Origin of the sequence: Streptomyces sp. NPDC001985, assembly GCF_040296845.1 — a bacterium.
GTDB lineage: Bacteria > Actinomycetota > Actinomycetes > Streptomycetales > Streptomycetaceae > Streptomyces.
The window spans coordinates 73,651-89,733 of record NZ_JBEOYB010000030.1; the positions used below are offsets into that span (position 1 = coordinate 73,651).

Annotated in this window: 17 protein-coding genes; 7 read left to right on the forward strand and 10 right to left on the reverse strand. The window is 73.8% G+C overall.

Annotated features, from left to right (window positions below; genetic code table 11):
- Positions 1-73: 73 nt before the first annotated feature.
- The 3 genes from ABT122_RS15900 to sigE form a co-directional block, all read right to left on the reverse strand.
- Positions 74-1,873 (reverse strand): trypsin-like peptidase domain-containing protein, encoded by a 1,800-nt coding sequence (locus ABT122_RS15900; RefSeq protein WP_351551325.1) that lies wholly within the window; start codon positions 1,871-1,873, stop codon positions 74-76.
- A 106-nt stretch (positions 1,874-1,979) separates the two neighbouring features.
- Positions 1,980-2,933: a zf-HC2 domain-containing protein gene (locus ABT122_RS15905; protein ID WP_351551327.1), complete on the reverse strand. Its 954-nt coding sequence runs from the start codon at positions 2,931-2,933 to the stop codon at positions 1,980-1,982.
- The gene (gene sigE, locus ABT122_RS15910; RefSeq protein WP_351551329.1) at positions 2,930-3,697 is read right to left on the reverse strand and encodes an RNA polymerase sigma factor SigE; all 768 of its coding nucleotides are present in this window, start codon (positions 3,695-3,697) and stop codon (positions 2,930-2,932) included. The genes ABT122_RS15905 and sigE overlap by 4 nt, the downstream gene beginning before the upstream one ends.
- A gap of 107 nt (positions 3,698-3,804) precedes the next feature.
- On the opposite strand from sigE, the gene ABT122_RS15915 reads away from it, so the two are divergent.
- The gene (locus ABT122_RS15915) at positions 3,805-4,506 is read left to right on the forward strand and encodes an O-methyltransferase (protein ID WP_351551379.1); all 702 of its coding nucleotides are present in this window, start codon (positions 3,805-3,807) and stop codon (positions 4,504-4,506) included.
- A gap of 146 nt (positions 4,507-4,652) precedes the next feature.
- Here ABT122_RS15915 and ABT122_RS15920 read toward each other — a convergent pair whose 3' ends face one another.
- Complete coding sequence (locus tag ABT122_RS15920; protein ID WP_351551332.1) at positions 4,653-4,820, reverse strand: DUF3117 domain-containing protein; 168 nt, start codon at positions 4,818-4,820, stop codon at positions 4,653-4,655.
- 320 nt (positions 4,821-5,140) lie between these two features.
- On the opposite strand from ABT122_RS15920, the gene chcB reads away from it, so the two are divergent.
- Positions 5,141-5,941, forward strand: a complete 801-nt coding sequence (chcB, locus tag ABT122_RS15925) for a 2-cyclohexenylcarbonyl CoA isomerase (RefSeq protein ID WP_351551335.1) — start codon at positions 5,141-5,143, stop codon at positions 5,939-5,941.
- Between the two features lie 101 nt (positions 5,942-6,042).
- On the opposite strand, the gene ABT122_RS15930 is transcribed toward chcB, so the two are convergent.
- Together ABT122_RS15930 and ABT122_RS15935 are read right to left on the reverse strand one after the other, a co-directional pair.
- Positions 6,043-6,639: a DNA-3-methyladenine glycosylase I gene (locus ABT122_RS15930; RefSeq protein ID WP_351551338.1), complete on the reverse strand. Its 597-nt coding sequence runs from the start codon at positions 6,637-6,639 to the stop codon at positions 6,043-6,045.
- A complete protein-coding gene (locus ABT122_RS15935; RefSeq protein WP_351551341.1) occupies positions 6,636-6,989 on the reverse strand; it encodes a DivIVA domain-containing protein in 354 nt (117 codons plus the stop codon). Before ABT122_RS15935 ends, ABT122_RS15930 begins: the two co-directional genes overlap by 4 nt.
- A 118-nt stretch (positions 6,990-7,107) precedes the next feature.
- Between ABT122_RS15935 and folP the strand changes: the two genes are divergently transcribed.
- Positions 7,108-7,968, forward strand: a complete 861-nt coding sequence (gene folP, locus ABT122_RS15940) for a dihydropteroate synthase (protein WP_351551344.1) — start codon at positions 7,108-7,110, stop codon at positions 7,966-7,968.
- 98 nt (positions 7,969-8,066) lie between these two features.
- On the opposite strand, the gene ABT122_RS15945 is transcribed toward folP, so the two are convergent.
- On the reverse strand, positions 8,067-8,816 hold the full coding sequence (locus ABT122_RS15945) for an LOG family protein (RefSeq protein WP_351551347.1): 750 nt from the start codon (positions 8,814-8,816) through the stop codon (positions 8,067-8,069).
- An 80-nt stretch (positions 8,817-8,896) separates the two neighbouring features.
- Positions 8,897-9,976: a succinyl-diaminopimelate desuccinylase gene (gene dapE, locus ABT122_RS15950; protein ID WP_351551350.1), complete on the reverse strand. Its 1,080-nt coding sequence runs from the start codon at positions 9,974-9,976 to the stop codon at positions 8,897-8,899.
- 220 nt (positions 9,977-10,196) lie between these two features.
- On the opposite strand from dapE, the gene ABT122_RS15955 reads away from it, so the two are divergent.
- Both ABT122_RS15955 and ABT122_RS15960 read left to right on the forward strand, forming a co-directional pair.
- Positions 10,197-11,135, forward strand: a complete 939-nt coding sequence (locus tag ABT122_RS15955; RefSeq protein ID WP_351551353.1) for a hypothetical protein — start codon at positions 10,197-10,199, stop codon at positions 11,133-11,135.
- Positions 11,136-11,864: 729 nt separating this feature from the next.
- Entirely contained in the window at positions 11,865-12,299 is a 435-nt protein-coding gene (locus ABT122_RS15960) for an ATP-binding protein (RefSeq protein WP_351551355.1), read from the forward strand.
- A 98-nt stretch (positions 12,300-12,397) separates the two neighbouring features.
- On the opposite strand, the gene dapC is transcribed toward ABT122_RS15960, so the two are convergent.
- Both dapC and fdxA read right to left on the reverse strand, forming a co-directional pair.
- Positions 12,398-13,495 (reverse strand): succinyldiaminopimelate transaminase, encoded by a 1,098-nt coding sequence (gene dapC, locus ABT122_RS15965; RefSeq protein WP_351551358.1) that lies wholly within the window; start codon positions 13,493-13,495, stop codon positions 12,398-12,400.
- 124 nt (positions 13,496-13,619) lie between these two features.
- Positions 13,620-13,937, reverse strand: a complete 318-nt coding sequence (gene fdxA, locus ABT122_RS15970) for a ferredoxin (RefSeq protein WP_351551361.1) — start codon at positions 13,935-13,937, stop codon at positions 13,620-13,622.
- Positions 13,938-14,051: 114 nt separating this feature from the next.
- Here fdxA and ABT122_RS15975 point away from each other — a divergent pair, with 114 nt between their 5' ends.
- Both ABT122_RS15975 and ABT122_RS15980 read left to right on the forward strand, forming a co-directional pair.
- Positions 14,052-15,047: a GNAT family N-acetyltransferase gene (locus ABT122_RS15975; protein WP_351551364.1), complete on the forward strand. Its 996-nt coding sequence runs from the start codon at positions 14,052-14,054 to the stop codon at positions 15,045-15,047.
- A gap of 4 nt (positions 15,048-15,051) precedes the next feature.
- On the forward strand, positions 15,052-15,921 hold the full coding sequence (locus ABT122_RS15980) for a transglutaminase-like and tetratricopeptide repeat-containing protein (RefSeq protein WP_351551367.1): 870 nt from the start codon (positions 15,052-15,054) through the stop codon (positions 15,919-15,921).
- Positions 15,922-16,083: the final 162 nt, after the last annotated feature.

Below are 16,083 nucleotides of genomic sequence, written 5' to 3' on the forward strand. Positions count from 1 at the left end.
GTGGGGGCTCCCGGTCCGGGCGCGGACGGCCCGCCCACCGGGCGCCCGCCGGCCCGGGTCCGGGGCGGCCCGCTCAGTCCCCACCGCCCGCGGAGCCCAGCGTCAGGGTGATCGTCCGCTCGTCGCCGCCGCGCAGCAGGGTCAGCTTCAGCCGGTCGCCCGGGCGGTGGGCGCGGATCTTCACGATCAGCTCCTCACCGCTGTGCACCCGCTGCCCGTCGACCTCGGTGATGACGTCGCCGGGCCGCACCCCGGCCTTGGCGCTGGGGCCGCCGGGGGTGACGGACGGGGTGCCGTCCTTGCCCTTCTCGCCGACGCGCGCGCCGTCGCCGCTGTACTTCATGTCGAGGCTGACGCCGATGACGGGGTGGGTGGCACGGCCCGTGTTGATCAGCTCCTCGGCGACGCGCTTGCCCTGGTTGATGGGGATGGCGAAGCCCAGGCCGATGGAGCCGGACTGGCCCGCCTCGGCGCCGCCGCCGGTGTCGGCGGCCCGGATCGCGCTGTTGATGCCGATGACCCGGGCCCTGGTGTCCACCAGGGGGCCGCCGGAGTTGCCGGGGTTTATCGGGGCGTCGGTCTGGAGCGCGTCGACATAGCTGATGTCGCTGCCGTCGCCCTTCTCGCCGCCCGCGGTGATGGGCCGCTCCTTGGCGCTGATGATGCCGGAGGTCACGGTGTTCTGGAGGTCGAAGGGGGCGCCGATGGCGACGACGGGGTCCCCGACGCGCACATTGTCGGAGTTCCCGAGCGGGAGCGGGGTGAGGCCGGAGACGGCGCGGACCTTGACGACGGCGAGGTCGTAGCCGCTGTCCTTGCCGACGAGGGTGGCGGCGGCGGTCTCGCCGCCGCTGAAGGTGACGGAGATGTCGCCGCCAGCGCCGGCCGGGTCGACGACATGGTTGTTGGTGAGGATGTGGCCCTTCCGGTCGAGGACGAAGCCGGTGCCGGTGCCCTGCTCGCCGCCGCCGCTGACATGGAGGGTGACCACGCTCGGCAGGGCGCTGGCGGCGATCCCGGCGACGCTGTCGGGGGCGCGGTCACGGCTCTCCCGGGGGGCCTGGTCGAGTTCGACCTCGGTGATCCCGCCGTTGCGCTCGATGTACCCGCCGATGCCGCCGCCGATGCCGCCCGCGACGAGCGCCAGCAGCACCCCGCCGACCAGCAGCAGGCCCCGTCTGCTCCGGCGGCGGGGAGGCTCCCCGTGGTCCGTGAGCGGCGCTCCGGCCCCCGGGGCACCCCACGGGTCGTACTGGAGCCACTGGGACTCCTGGGGCCGGGTGTGGGCGTCCTGGGGGTGTCCGTGGGCCGCTCCGGGCGCCGGGTGCGGGCCGTGCGCGGGCGGGAGGGGGTGCTGCCGAGGGGCGGGGGTGCCCGGGAGGTGTGCTCGCGCGTCCCCGTACCCCGGGGGCGCGGGCGGGGCCGGGATGCCCGGCGCGGGGGTGGGCACGGGGCGCTGCACGGGAGGGGCGGGCGCCCAGGGCCCGGGGCCGCCGTAGGGCGGGGTGCCGTAGGGGTCGGGCTCGTGCAGCGGCGGGGGCGGGGCGGGGGCCGGGGTGTGCCCGGACTCCCCGGCGGGCACGGTGGCGGGGGTCTGCTCCGGTACGGACAGGGGTTCGGGCGCGGTGGAGCCGGGCGCCTCCGTGGCGGACCCGGACCGGTGCTCGTGCCCGGACCGGTGCTCGTGCCCGGGCTCGGCCCCGGACCGGTGCCCGGCGCCGTGCTCGGAGGACCCGTGCTCGGGCTCGGACCTGCCGCCGGGCGGTGTCCCGGGCGCGGGCCGGTGGTCCTCGGGCGCCGCGGGCGCGGAGTGTTCCGCGCCGGGCCGGCTCCACCACTTCGCCTTCGCTCCGGTGGGCTTCCCGTCGTCCATGCTCTCCCCGCAACCTGCCGTCCGCCGGGGCACCCCCGCGGGCACCCCTCCGAGGATTCAACCAGGTTTGCGAATCCCCGCGCAGGGGGCCGGGCGGCGGCGGTGGCTAGCGGGTGGACGCCAGGGGCGGCGAGGGCGGCACCGGGGCAACGAGGTGGGTGGGGGCGGGTGTTGCCTGCGGGGTGCCGGAGGGGGTGGTGATCAGCTGGATGGCCTGGCCCGTCGGGCGTATCAGCGGTGACGGGGCGAAGAGGTCACCGAACGACGCCTGGAGGAACAGCGGGCGGTCCAGCGGGTTCCCCGGGGTGAGCGGACCGGTCACGGAACGGCCGATGACACGCTCGTCGGACCGGGCGGGTGCCTGGCCCGCGCCGCGGCGGCGTTCGTGGTCGGTGCCGCGGGCGCCGGAGGTGGTGGTGGGGAGAGGGCTGCCGGTGCCGGTCGCCCCGCCGCTGCTCTGGGCCTGCATGGGAGTGACCGCGTTCCCCGGGGCGGTGCCCCGGGCGGTGGGCGCCGGGGCGTCCAGCGGCAGCGAGCCGCCGAGCGCGATGGCGGCCAGGGAGACCGCGCTCGCGGCGGCGAAGGCGAATCGGCGGCCCCGCCAGGGCGAGCGCTCGGCCTCCTGGCGCCCCACCTCATGAATGCGGAAGCCACCGGAGCGGCTGGGCAGCGCCGGGGCGCGGGTGTGCCCCCCGGGGACGTAGCCGAAGGTCTCCGGGTGGGGGTCGCCGGGTCTTTCCGACGGGGGCCTCACCCCGCCGAAAACCGAATCGATGACACGGCCCCCGTCGAAGGGGCCGCCCCGGCCGCTGTCGCCGCCGGGGCCCGCGGGCAGCCCCTGGAGCCGCGCGAGCAGCCCCTCGGACGGCGACGGGGGCGCCGAACGGGCGAAGACGTCCTTCAGCCTGCGCTGGGCGTCGGCCTCGGCCTTGCACTTGGAGCAGGTCGCCAGATGGGCCAGCACCCGGTCCCTGGCATCGTGTTTCAGCTCGCCGTCGACCAGGGCGGCGAGTCGGTCCCCCAGGTGCTGTTCGGCGGGGGTGGGGCTGAAGCCACTCACGCGGGTCCGCCCTCCCCTGCCAATCCCACCACTCCTGCCAGGGTGCGCTGCTCGGCGCGAGCCTCGGGGGAACGGTGCTTGAGGGCCTTGCGCAGATGCGACCGGCCGCGGTGAATCCTGCTGCGGACCGTGCCGAGCTTGACGCCCAGGGTCGCGGCGATCTCCTCGTACGACAGGCCCTCGATGTCACAGAGGACGACGGCGGCCCGGAACTCGGGCGCGAGGGTGTCCAGCGCGTGCTGGACATCGGCGTCGAAGTGGGTGTCGTTGAAGACCTGCTGGGGGGAGGGCTCACGGCTGGGCAGCCGCTCGGCCGCGTCGTCACCGAGCGCGTCGAAACGGATGCGCTGCTTCCGGCGGACCATGTCCAGGAAGAGGTTGGTGGTGATGCGGTGCAGCCAGCCCTCGAAGGTGCCGGGGGTGTAGGTCGACAGCGAGCGGAAGACCCGGACGAAGACTTCCTGCGTCAGATCCTCGGCGTCGTGCTGGTTTCCCGTGAGGCGGTAGGCGAGACGGTAGACCCGGGTGCTGTGCGTGCTGACGATCTCCTCCCAGGTGGGAGGGGTCCACGCCGGCGATTCCGCATCCGATGCGAAGGTCGCGGTTGCCGCGGAGTCGGTGGTGCGAGAACGGTCAGCAATGTTGGTCACGGATTTCGGCTCACCCGGTGACCTGAGGAAGCGCCTCAGCACTCCCTTACGATCCGCAGGTGCAGCCGCACCTCCCCTATCGGCTCTGGTGGTGTCCAGCGGAGCCCCTACCATAGCCACCTCGCCCGTTAGCTCCGGATAAGAATCTTTACGCGAATTTGGGTGCTGCTTCCCGCTCTGCTTCATCGCTCCCCCCTGTGCCGTACAACGCACGGTCCCATCTGCGGGTTCCCGGGGGCAGCGGATACAGTCAACGTCGCGTTCAACTACGGGGACAGGAGAGGCCCATTACCGCAAACCGGCAGACAAGCTGGGCGTTCGCCGACGCCTTTGTCGCCGAGGACGACGCGCTGCACTGGGCCCGTGAGCGGGCCCGGGAGTCAGGGCTCCCCTCGGTGTCGCCAGGCACCGGCGCCGCGCTGCGACTGCTGGCGGCCACCGCCGACGCGAAGGCGGTGGCGGAGATCGGAACGGGTACCGGCGTCTCCGGCATCTATCTGCTCCAGGGCATGCGGCCGGACGGGGTGCTCACCACGGTGGACCCGGAGCCGGAGCGCCAGCAGTTCGCCAAGCAGGCGTTCCGCGCGGCGGGCTTCGCGGGGAACCGGGCGCGTTTCATCCCCGGGCGCGCCCTCGACGTACTGCCGCGCCTCGCGGACGGCGGATACGACCTCGTCTTCTGCGACGGCGACCGGACGGAGTCGCTGGAGTGCCTCGCGGAATCGTTGCGGCTGCTCCGGCCCGGCGGTCTCGTCTGCTTCGAGGGAGTCTTCGCCCGGGGCCGCACGGTCGACTCCGCGGCCCAGCCGGTGGAGGTGCTCAAGCTGCGGGAGCTGCTGCGCGCCGTGCGGGAGAGCCAGGAGCTGCTGCCCTCGCTGCTGCCGGTGGGTGACGGGCTGCTCTGCGCGGTCCGCCTCGGCTGACCGGCCGGTCCGTCCCTGTCGGCCCCGGCCTGCCGCGCTTCCGCGCCTTTGCCCCTCTCCGGGGCCGACAGGGACAGATCCCGGGAAACAGGCCGCCCCGGCACCTCAGAGGTGCCGGGGCGGAGGACTGTGGCGCTGCGCGCGCGTCAGCCGACGACCTTCTTCAGGGCATCGCCCAGCATTTCCGCTTCGTCCGGAGTCAGCTCGACGACAAGCCGACCGCCGCCTTCGAGCGGAACGCGCATGACGATGCCCCGCCCCTCCTTGGTCACCTCGAGCGGGCCATCGCCCGTCCGCGGCTTCATGGCCGCCATGCTCGTTCCCCTTCCTGAAACCAGCTCATCGTCAGCCGACGGCCTTGAATAGGCACGCGTCCCGGCATCGAACACATTGCTTCCAGGTCATTATCCCGCATCGCGGGACCCGATGACCAACATCAGTCGGCATCGCTTAGGACACGCGCTCTCGCAAAACCACTCAATTCGGCGATCCGGCTGCGATACTTCGCCGCCCGCCACGGTCCCCTGGGCCCTTCCGCGACCCTCCCGGTTAGACGCAGGTCACATGCCCGGGGCCGGCGATCTCCGCCATGCTGGGCCCGGAGACCACCGCTGAGCCGCGAAGGAGAGCTGAGATGGCCGACTCCGTGCTGTACGAGGTGCGTGACGGACTCGCGACGATCACGATCAACCGGCCCGACGCGATGAACGCGCTGAACATCGAGACCAAGGCCGCCCTCAGGGACGCCGCGCGGTCGGCGGGCGAGGATTCCGCCGTACGCGCCGTACTGCTCACCGCCACCGGGCGCGCCTTCTGCGTGGGGCAGGACCTCAAGGAGCACATCGCGCTGCTGGCGCGGGACCGGGAGACCGGCACCCGGACCACCATGGACACGGTGCGTGAGCACTACAACCCGATCGTGCGGGCGCTGGCGGAGATGCCGAAGCCGGTGGTCGCCGGGGTCAACGGGGTGGCGGCCGGCGCGGGCCTCGGCTTCGCCCTGGCCGCCGACTACCGGGTGGTCGCCGACACCGCGAGCTTCACCACCGCCTTCGCGGGGGTCGCGCTGACCGCCGACTCCGGGGTGTCCTGGACCCTGCCCCGGCTGGTCGGGCGGAGCCGGGCCGCGGATCTGCTGCTCTTCCCGCGCTCCTTCTCCGCCGAAGAGGCGTACGCCTGGGGGATCGCGAACAGGGTGGTGCCGGCCGCCGAGCTGGCCGGGGAGGCCGCCGCCGTGGCCCGTGCCCTCGCCGGGGGACCGACCGTGGCGTACGCGGCGATCAAGGAGTCCCTCGCCTTCGGCGCCGAGCACTCGCTCGGCGAGAGCCTGGCGAAGGAGGAGGAGCTCCAGGCGCGGGCCGGCGGGTCCGAGGACCACGCCCGCGCGGTGCGGGCGTTCGTCGCGAAGGAGAAGCCGGTCTACCAGGGCCGGTGAGCCGCTGACGCTCCGGCGCGGCGGGCGGGCCGGCACGGGAAGCCCGGCACGGGAGGCGGGCCGGCTGCCCGGCCCGGCGGGAGCGGGGCCCGGGCGGGTCGTCAGCGGGCCGCTGCCGCGCCCCGCGCCGTACAGCCCTCCAGGTGGTCGTCGACCAGGCCGCACGCCTGCATCAGGGCATAGGCGGTCGTGGGGCCGACGAAGCGCAGGCCCTTCTTCTTGAGCTCCTTCGCCAAGGCCGTCGACTCGTCGGTGACCGCGGGCACGTCGGAGACGGTCCGCGGCACCGGCCGCCCGGCCGGGTCGGGTGCGTACGACCAGATGAGGGAGTCCAGCTCGCCGGGGGCCCAGTCGAGGAGCACCCGGGCGTTGGCGATGGTGGCGTCGACCTTGGCGCGGTTGCGGATGATGCCCTCGTCGGCGAGGAGCCGCTCCCGGTCGGCCTCGCCGAACTCCGCCACCGAGGCGATCCTGAACCCGTCGAAGGCGCGGCGGAAGCCCTCCCGCCGCCGGAGGATCGTGATCCAGGAGAGACCGGACTGGAACGCCTCCAGACAGAGCCGCTCGAAGAGCGCCTCGTCGCCGTGGACCGGGCGGCCCCACTCCTTGTCGTGGTAGGCGATGTACTCCTCCGTGGACAGACCCCAGGGGCAACGCCGCTTCCCGTCCGGACCCGCGACGGTGCCGCCCCCGCTCATCGGCCGGGCTCCTCGCCCGGCTCGGTGAACAGCTCCGGCCCGCCCACGGCGGTGGCCTGGGCACCGGCGAGCGCGGACTCCAGCTCCGCGATCCTGGCGTCCCGCTCGGCCAGTTCGGCGCCGAGGCGGCCGAGCACATCGTCCACCTCCGCCATGCGGTAGCCGCGCACGGTCACCGGCAGCCGCACCGCCTCGACATCGGCCCGGCCCACCGGCCGGTTCACCGGCAGCGGGTCGATCACCCGGTCGGGACCGGCCTCGGGCAGGGCGGCGCCGTCGCCGCCGCCGACCACGGCGAGCGTGACCGCTCCGACGACCACGACCATCGTGATCAGCAAGAACAAGAACACCGAACGACCCTCTCCCCGGCTTCCGGCGAGCGCCGGACGGATACTCTCCCGCCTGATCGTGCCACGCCGGTGTGACAGTTAGGGTCTCAGCCGGACGACCTGAGGAGGAAAACCGCTGATGCTGCGGCTGGGACAGCGTGAATTCGATCCGCGCGAGCCGGTGATCATGGCCATCGTGAACCGGACGCCCGACTCGTTCTACGACCAGGGCGCGACCTTCCACGACGAGCCGGCGCTGGCGCGGGTCGAGCGGGCGGTGGCGGAGGGCGCCGCCATCATCGACATCGGCGGGGTCAAGGCCGGTCCCGGGGAGGAGGTCACGGCGGCGGAGGAGGCGCGGCGCACGGTCGGCTTCGTGGCCGAGGTGCGCAGACGCTTCCCGGATGTGGTGATCAGTGTGGACACCTGGCGCCATGACGTGGGCGAGGCGGTCTGCGAGGCGGGCGCCGATCTGCTCAACGACGCGTGGGGCGGGGTGGACCCCCGGCTCGCCGAGGTCGCAGCGCGGTACGGCGCGGGTCTGGTGTGCACCCACGCGGGCGGGGCCGAGCCGCGGACCCGTCCGCACCGGGTGGCGTACGAGGACGTGGTGGCGGACATCCTGCGGGTGACGCTGGGGCTGGCCGAGCGGGCGGTGGAGCTGGGGGTGCGCCGGGACGGGATCATGATCGACCCCGGTCATGACTTCGGCAAGAACACCCGGCACTCGCTGGAGGCCACCCGGCGCCTCGGGGAGATGGTGGAGACGGGGTGGCCGGTGCTGGTCTCACTGTCGAACAAGGACTTCGTCGGGGAGACGCTGGACCGGCCGGTGAAGGAGCGGGTGATCGGGACACTGGCGACGACGGCGGTGTCGGCGTGGCTGGGGGCCCGGGTCTACCGGGTGCACGAGGTGGCGGAGACCCGTCAGGTGCTGGACATGGTGGCCGCCATCGCCGGCCACCGCGAGCCGTCGGTGGCCCGCCGGGGCCTGGCCTGACCCGGCCGCGCGGCGCGCCCCGGCCCGGCCGTGCGGCTCCCGCCCCCGGTCGCCCGGGGCGGGAGCGGCCGGGGCACGAGCGGGCCGGGAGAGACGGCCTAGAGGCCCGTCTCCTTGGTCACCAGGGAGACCGCCTCGTCCACGTCGTCCGTGACGTGGAAGAGCAGCAGATCCCGCTCCGACGCCTTCCCCTGGGCCACCACCGTGTCCCGCAGCCAGTCGACCAGGCCGCTCCAGTACTCCGTACCGAAGAGCACGATCGGGAATCTGGTCACCTTGCCGGTCTGGACCAGGGTCAGCGCCTCGAACAGCTCGTCCAGGGTCCCCAGGCCACCGGGGAGGACCACGAACCCGGAGGCGTACTTCACGAACATCGTCTTGCGGACGAAGAAGTAGCGGAAGTTCACCCCGATGTCGACATGCTGGTTCAGGCCCTGCTCGAACGGCAGCTCGATGCCCAGGCCCACCGAGATGCCCTTGGCCTCCCGGGCGCCCCGGTTCGCCGCCTCCATCGCGCCCGGGCCGCCGCCCGTGATCACCGCGAAGCCCGCGTCCACCAGCGCCTTGCCGATCCTGATGCCCGCCTCGTACTCGGGAGTGCCGGCCGGGGTGCGGGCGGAGCCGAAGACGCTGATGGCGCTGGGCAGTTCGGCGAGCGCGCCGAAGCCCTCCACGAACTCCGACTGGATGCGCATGACCCGCCAGGGATCGGTGTGCACCCACTCGGAGTCGCCCTCGGTGTCGAGCAGCCGCTGATCGGTGGTCCCGGGCTGGACCTGCTCCCTGCGGCGCAACACCGGACCCTGCCTCCGCTCCTCGAACGACCGCGCACCCTCGGGGTTGCCCATGACCTGCTCCCTCCGCCGAACATCTTTGCTGGTCCCAGGGTAGATCCGCGAGGGTCCGCGAAGGCGACAAGAAGGAAAACTCAGGACGTCAGCCACTCCCGCAGTCGATTCTCACAGTGCGTGACCTTCTCCACGGCGACATGCTCGTCCCGCTTGTGCGCGTACAGCGCGTCACCGGGGCCGTAGTTCACGGCGGGTACGCCCAGCGCGCTGAAGCGGGAGACATCCGTCCAGCCGAACTTGGGCCGGGCACTGCCGCCGACGGCCTTCATGAAGGCCGCGGCGGCCGGGTGCGAGAGACCGGGCAGCGCGCCGGGCGAGTGGTCGTCCACCACGAACTCGGCGACCCCGCAGCCGTCGAAGACCTCCCGGACATGGGCGATCGCCTCGGCCTCGCTCCGGTCCGGCGCGTAGCGGTAGTTGACGACGACCGCGCAGGCGTCGGGGATGACGTTGTTGGCCACGCCTCCCTCGATCCGTACGGCGTTGAGGCCCTCGTGGTACTCCAGGCCGTCGATCAGCGGACGCCTCGGCTCGTACGCGGCGAGCCGGGCCAGGACCGGGGCGGCGGCGTGGATCGCGTTGGACCCCATCCAGCTCCTGGCGGAGTGCGCGCGTTCCCCCGTCAGCCGCAGATGGACTCGCAGGGTGCCCTGGCAGCCGCCCTCGACCTCGGCGTCGGAGGGTTCGAGGAGGACCGCGAAATCACCCTCCAGCCACTCGGGGTGGGCCTCGGCGACATGGCCGAGGCCGTTGAGGTGGGCGGCGACCTCCTCGTTGTCGTAGAAGACGAAGGTGAGATCGCGGTTGGGCTCGGGGACCGTGGCCGCGATGCGCAACTGGACGGCGACGCCGGACTTCATGTCGCTGGTGCCGCAGCCCCAGAGCACCCCGTTCGCGTCGAGCCGGGAGGGGACGTTGCCGGCGATCGGGACGGTGTCGATGTGGCCGGCGAGGACGACCCGCTCGGACCGGCCGAGCCGGGTGCGGGCGACCACGTTGTTGCCGTACCGGTCGACCGTGAGGTGGGGCAGGGCGCGCAGGGCCGCTTCGATCGCGTCCGCGAGCGGCTTCTCCTGGCCGCTGACGGAGGGGAAGTCGACCAGGGCCGCGGTGAGCGAGGGGCCGTCGGCGGTGAGATCAAGGGCGGTGTCGGGCATGGCAACGACCCTAGCGCGGGCGCCGGGGCCGGGCGCCGGGCCCCGGGGCCGCTCCCGGGGGCCGCGGGGCACCGGCCCCGGACACCGGCCGGACCTGCGGAACGGCGGTCCGGACCTGCGGAACGGCGGCCCCGGGCCGTGGCGGGGGGCCGCGGCACGGCGGGCGCACCGAGCCGGCGCCCCGAAGCGGAACCCCTAGTACCGCTAGTACCGTGGGTCTGTGTCCAAGCACGTCTCTCCCGTCCGGCGCGGTCGCCTCACCCGTTTCACGGCCGGGTTCGCCGTGCTGCTGGCCCTGGTCGGCTATGTCGTGGCGCAGCATCTGACGGATCGCGGCGCTCCCCGGTGCGTGGTCCGCGCGGCGTCGGGCGGGCCCTCCTACGGGCTGAGCACCGAGATGGCCGCGAACGCCGCGACCGTCTCCGCCGTCGGCACCACCCGCGGCATGCCGGAGCGCGCGGTGACCATCGCGCTGGCGACCGCCCTCCAGGAGTCGGGGCTGCGGAACATCCGGCACGGGGACCGGGACTCGCTGGGCCTGTTCCAGCAGCGGCCCTCCAAGGGCTGGGGCAGCCCGGAGCGGATTCTCGACCCGGTGTACTCCGCCGGGAAGTTCTACGACCAGCTCGCCGAGGTCCCCGGCTGGTCCCGGCTCCCGCTGACGGTCGCCGCGCAACGGGTGCAGCGCAGCGGCTTCCCGCAGGCGTACGCGAAGCACGAGCCGGACGCGACGCTGCTGGCCGCCGCGCTCACCGGGCGCGCGGGCGCCGCACTGACCTGCGACGGGGACGGCGGAGGCGGCGGTGGGGACGAGGCCGGTGACCCGGCGCGGGTGCGGGCGGAGCTGGAGCGGGCGTTCGGCGCGCACGTGCTGCTGCCGAAGGTCTCCGGCGGGCCGGGGCGCGCGGGGGCGCAGCAGGCGCGGGAGATCGCGGTCCCGGTGGGGCCGGCGGGCGGCGAGCGGGGTTCCGGCGGCGCGTCCCGGCGGGGCTGGGAGCTGGCGCACTGGGCGGTGGCCCGGGCGGAGGGGCTCGGGATCGGCGAAGTCCGCCTCGGGGACCGGGTGTGGAGCGCGGAACGGGCGGGCGACGGCTGGCGCACCACCGCTCCGGGGCGCGGCGCGGGCGACGGCACCGTACGCATCCTCGTCGCGCACTGAACGGAGGCGGCATCCCTCGCCCCGGCCACGCGCCGCCCACGGGGCTGACGGGCCCCGCCCGCACGCCACCCCACGGGGCTGACGGGCCCCGACCGCACGCCACCCCACCGGACTGACCGGCCCCGACCGCACGCCACCCCACCGGACTGACCGGCCCCGACCGCACGCCACCCCACCGGGCCGGCCGCCGAGCGCCCCGACCCGAAGGGCGACGGCCCGCGCGCCTTGGTCCCGACCTGAAGGGCGACGGCCCGCGCGCCTTGGTCCCGCGCCGAACGGCGACGCCCCGCGCACCCCGGTCCCACAGCGCACGGCAGCGGCCCGCGCACCCCCGTTTCGCGCCGAGCGACGGCGGCCCACGCGCCTCATCCCGTTCGCACGCCGTTCCGGGCGTTCCCCCGCCAGGGGAGTCCGGGCACCGTCACTCCAATGCCGCGCCGGGCCTTTCCCGATGACCATATGACCTTTGTCCGCACCCCTTGGCGGCCCAGGGAAGTGACGATTCAGCAGGCCCCATCCCACCTGCCCCGTCAGACACGGTATGCACCTTTTCGCCAGTGACTGATAATGCGACACATTGCCAACTCTTTACCCCACCGCACCGCAACTTCCCCCTCCCTCCCAGCGGTTGTCACTGCGTCCGGCCACCCGGACCGGTGCCTTCCGGGACCGGGTCCGGCGCCGGACGACAGAGATCACCCACCTGTCCTTCTCGCCTCAAGGAGCATCATGTCCCTCCCCCTGACCCGTCGGATCGCCCGCGCCGCGCTGCTCATCGCGGCGGGCGCAGCCCCCGTGGTCGGTGCGGCCGGCTCCGCAAGCGCCGTGGAACTCCAGCAGGCCAACCCGCTCGGCGCGGTGTCGTCGGTCGACACCGCCGGACTCGCGGGCACCGCGGGCACCGCCACGTCGACCACCTCCGAGCTGGCCGGCAACACCGGCGGCAACGCCGTCAAGCAGGCCGTGCCCGCCGCGGGCAAGGCCGTCGGCAAGGCGGGCGGCACGGTCGCGCCCGCCGCCCAGAAGGCCGCCGGCGAGACCATGGGCTCGGCCGCCGGTGTCCTCGGCGAGACCGCGAGCAGTGCCGCCCCGGCGGCCGGCGGCGGCGTCCCCGGTGACCTGCCCGGCGACCTCCCCGGCGAGCTGCCGCTGCCGCTGGGCTGAACCGCCCCGCCGCACGGCGAAGGGCCCGGGAGCGCGTGCTCCCGGGCCCTTTCATCTGTCCGCCGGCACCGGCCGGGCGGACCCGCGCCGAGCCGCTCTCAGCCGCCGAGGCGCTTGACCGCGGCCTCGACACGCTCGTCGGTGGCGGTGAACGCCACCCGGACGAACCGCTCCCCCGCCCGGCCGTAGAAGTCCCCCGGCGCGACCAGGATGCCCAGCTCGGCCAGGTGCGCCACGGTCTCCCAGCAGGGCTCGTCGCGCGTGGCCCACAGATACAGGCTGGCCTCGCTGTGCTCGATCCGGAAGCCGTGCTCCTCCAGCGCGGAGCGGAGCGCGGCACGGCGGGCCGCGTACCGGGCGCGCTGCACGGTGACATGGGCGTCGTCGCCGAGGGCGGCGGCCATGGCCGCCTGGACGGGCGCCGGGCTCATCATGCCGCCGTGCTTGCGGATCTGGAGCAGCTCGCCCAGGACCGCCGCGTCACCGGCGAGGAACGCGGCGCGGTAACCCGCCAGGTTGGAGCGCTTGGAGAGCGAGTGGACGGCGACCACACCCTCGTACGTCCCACCGCAGACATCCGGGTGGAGCACGGAGACCGGCTCGGCCTCCCAGCCCAGTTCGAGATAGCACTCGTCGCTGAAGATCAGTACACCGTGCTCGCGCGCCCAGGCGACGGTCCGGGCCAGCTCGTCCCCGGAGAGCACCCGTCCGGTGGGGTTGGACGGCGAATTGAGCCAGAGCAGCCTCAGTCCCGCCGGGTCCAGCTCGGTGGGGTCGTCGTAGACCACCGGAGTGGCGCCGCAGAGCCGGGCGCCGACCTCATAGGTGGGGTACGCGAGCCGGGGGTGGGCGACCCGGTCACCGGCGCCCAGACCCAGCTGGGTCGGCAGCCAGGCCACCAGCTCCTTGGAGCCGACCACCGGCAGTACGTTGGTGTGCGCGGCGCCCACGGCGCCGAGGCGGCGCTCCACCCAGCCGGTGAGCGCGTCCCGCAGGGCGACCGTGCCCCACACCGTGGGATAGCCCGGCGAGTCGGCGGCCTCGGTCAGGGCCCGCTGGATCAGCTCGGGGACGGGGTCCACCGGAGTGCCGACGGAGAGATCCACGATGCCGTCGGCGTGCGCCGCGGCCGTCGCCTTGTAGGGCTCCAGTCTGTCCCAGGGGAAGACGGGCAGGCGCGAAGAGACTGCGGACACAGACTTTCTCTTTCTCGTACGCGTGGGAGGGCGCCCCTCCCTCCGCCGGGACGGGGGGACGCCACGGCCCCGCACGGACGACGACGACCGTACGGGGACCGGAGACCGGCCGGCTCGCCGGCCGTCAGGCCTGCGGCGGCAGGGAGGAGATGAAGGGGTGGTCCCGCTCGATCAGCCCGAGCTTGGAGGCCCCACCGGGAGAACCCAGCTCGTCGAAGAACTCCACATTCGCCTTGTAGTAGTCCTTCCACTCCTCGGGGGTGTCGTCCTCGTAGAAGATCGCCTCGACGGGGCAGACCGGCTCACAGGCCCCGCAGTCGACGCATTCGTCCGGGTGGATGTACAAGGACCGGGAGCCCTCGTAGATGCAGTCGACGGGGCACTCCTCGATGCACGCCTTGTCCTTGACGTCGACACAAGGCTGCGCGATGACGTAGGTCACGCTGTCGTTCCTCCTCGGTAGGGCTGGCATTGCGCGGGAGCGCGGCGTCGTCGATGCCCGCACCTAGTATCTCCGTTCCTGAGGACGATCCGAACAGGAGGGGCCAGCAGACCCGTGGAATTCATCGGCGCCGGACGGCTGGAAGTCCGTATTACACCCCTTGACGTAGGCAAACGGGTATCAATCCGACGTCTTGTCGATCCCACCGGTGAGGGTGGCCGGTTCACCGACACCATCGGGGTTCTCACATCCTGGGACAATGGTGTGCTGCTGATCACACAGCGCGGCGGCGAGAGCGTGGGGGTCCCCGAGGAGACGGTCGTCGCGGGCAAGGTGGTGCCCGCGGCGCCCGCGCGCCGGAGGGGTCCGGCGACCGACTTCACCGAGCTGAGCCGGGTGACGGCGCGGGCGTGGCAGCCGGTGGAGAGCGAACGGCTCGGGGAGTGGGAGCTGCGGGCCGCCGGCGGATTCACCCGTCGGGCGAACTCGGTGCTGCCCGCCGGCGACCCCGGGCTGCCGCTCGACGAGGCGCTCGCCCGGGTGGGCGCCTGGTACGCGGCCCGGGAGCTGCCCCCGTACGTCCAGGCGGCGACGGGCGCCGCGGGCACCCAGGAGACCCTCTGCGCCGGCCTTGAGGCGCGGGGCTGGCGGCGCGAGGTCTCGGCGGACGTACGGATCGGAGGGCTCGCCCCCGTCGCCGATCTGGACGCGGAGGTGGAGCGGGTGGCCCTGGCGCGCTCCTTCGACGAGGCGTGGCTGCGGCGCTACCAGCGCTCCGGCGTGGCGGGCGCGCATGTGCTGAAGGTGCTGGGCAGTGGGCCGTCCGTGTGGTTCGCCTCGGTGGCGGGGCCCGGGGAGGTGCCGGCGGCGATCGGGCGGTGCGTGGTCGACGGCCGGTGGGCGGGGTTCATGGCGGTGGAGGTCGATCCGGCCCACCGTCGGCAGGGGCTCGCCCGGGCCGTGATGACGACGCTCGCCCGGCGGGCGCTGGCGGAGGGCGCGTCGGCCGCCTGGCTCCAGGTGGAGTCGGACAATGAGGCGGCGCGCGCGCTGTACCAGGGGATGGGTTTCGAGACCCACCACAGCTACCACCACTTCCGGCCGGTGTAGGCGTATGCGCGACGATTCAGCCGATGTACCCGATTCCGGCGGACACGGGTACGGGTACCGGGACCGGTTCGCCGAGGAGGCGCGCTCGGAGCACCCCGATCTCGCCCTGCTCTGCCTTCTGCTGGGCGCGGTGGGCGATCGCACCCTGGACGAGGCGGGGATGGACGCCGCCCAGATCGAACTCGACCGGCTGGCCGGTCTGCTGCCGTACGGGGCGAAGAGCCCGGGCGCCTGGGCGCGGGCGCTGGCGGGGCTGCTGGGTGAGCGGTGCGGGTTCCGGGGCGTCCCCGGGGACTACCAGCGGCTGGAGTCCTCGCTGCTGCACGAGGTGCTGAGGCGGCGGCGCGGGCTGCCCATCCTGCTCTCGGTGCTCTGGATCGAGGTGGCGCGACGGGCGGGCGCACCGGTGTACGGGGTGGCGCTGCCCGGGCACTTCGTGGTCGGTTTCGGCGACCCGGACACGCCCGCCGAGCGGGTTCTGGCAGATCCCTTCGCCGGGGGCGCGCCGCTGACCGGGGAGGAGACGGAGCTGCTGGTGGTGGGGGCGACGGGGGTGCCGCTCGATCCGTCGATGCTGGCGCCCGCGTCGACGCTGGACGTGGTGGTGCGCATCCTGAACAACATCCGCGCCTGGGCGGCGGCCCGCCCCGAGCAGTCGGCGGTGGCGCTGTGGGCGGTGGAGCTGTCGCTGCTGCTGCCCTCGCACCCGGCGCGGCTGCGCTTCGAGCGGGCGCAGCTGCTGGTCCAGCGCGGGGAGTTCCTGGCGGGGGCGGCGGAGCTGGAGGCGTACGCGGAGGTGGTGAGCGCGGTGGAGCCGCTGGCCGCGGAGGCGATCAGGGGGAGGGCGCGGGCGGCGCGGGCGATGCTGAACTGAACGAGTGGGGGGCGCGCTCCGCGCCGGGCCGCACCACCCAGCCCCTCCGGCGAGCTGAGCCGCACCACCCAGCCCCTCCGGCGATTGAGGAGCGGGGGCTCGGGGGCCATGACGCCACCCATTACACACTGAGCCTCGCGATACTTCCCGGCACGGAATTGG

What these genes read in the sequence shown, in the direction of transcription:
- ABT122_RS15930 (WP_351551338.1), bottom strand. Translation starts at nt 6,639, where the DNA reads ATGAGCGGGGGCGGCACCGTCGCGGGTCCGGACGGGAAGCGGCGTTGC.
- chcB (WP_351551335.1), top strand. Translation starts at nt 5,141, where the DNA reads ATGGCCGACTCCGTGCTGTACGAGGTGCGTGACGGACTCGCGACGATC.
- sigE (WP_351551329.1), bottom strand. Translation starts at nt 3,697, where the DNA reads ATGGTAGGGGCTCCGCTGGACACCACCAGAGCCGATAGGGGAGGTGCG.
- dapE (WP_351551350.1), bottom strand. Translation starts at nt 9,976, where the DNA reads ATGCCCGACACCGCCCTTGATCTCACCGCCGACGGCCCCTCGCTCACC.
- ABT122_RS15900 (WP_351551325.1), bottom strand. Translation starts at nt 1,873, where the DNA reads ATGGACGACGGGAAGCCCACCGGAGCGAAGGCGAAGTGGTGGAGCCGG.
- ABT122_RS15945 (WP_351551347.1), bottom strand. Translation starts at nt 8,816, where the DNA reads ATGGGCAACCCCGAGGGTGCGCGGTCGTTCGAGGAGCGGAGGCAGGGT.
- ABT122_RS15960 (WP_351551355.1), top strand. Translation starts at nt 11,865, where the DNA reads ATGTCCCTCCCCCTGACCCGTCGGATCGCCCGCGCCGCGCTGCTCATC.
- ABT122_RS15920 (WP_351551332.1), bottom strand. Translation starts at nt 4,820, where the DNA reads ATGGCGGCCATGAAGCCGCGGACGGGCGATGGCCCGCTCGAGGTGACC.
- ABT122_RS15980 (WP_351551367.1), top strand. Translation starts at nt 15,052, where the DNA reads ATGCGCGACGATTCAGCCGATGTACCCGATTCCGGCGGACACGGGTAC.
- folP (WP_351551344.1), top strand. Translation starts at nt 7,108, where the DNA reads ATGCTGCGGCTGGGACAGCGTGAATTCGATCCGCGCGAGCCGGTGATC.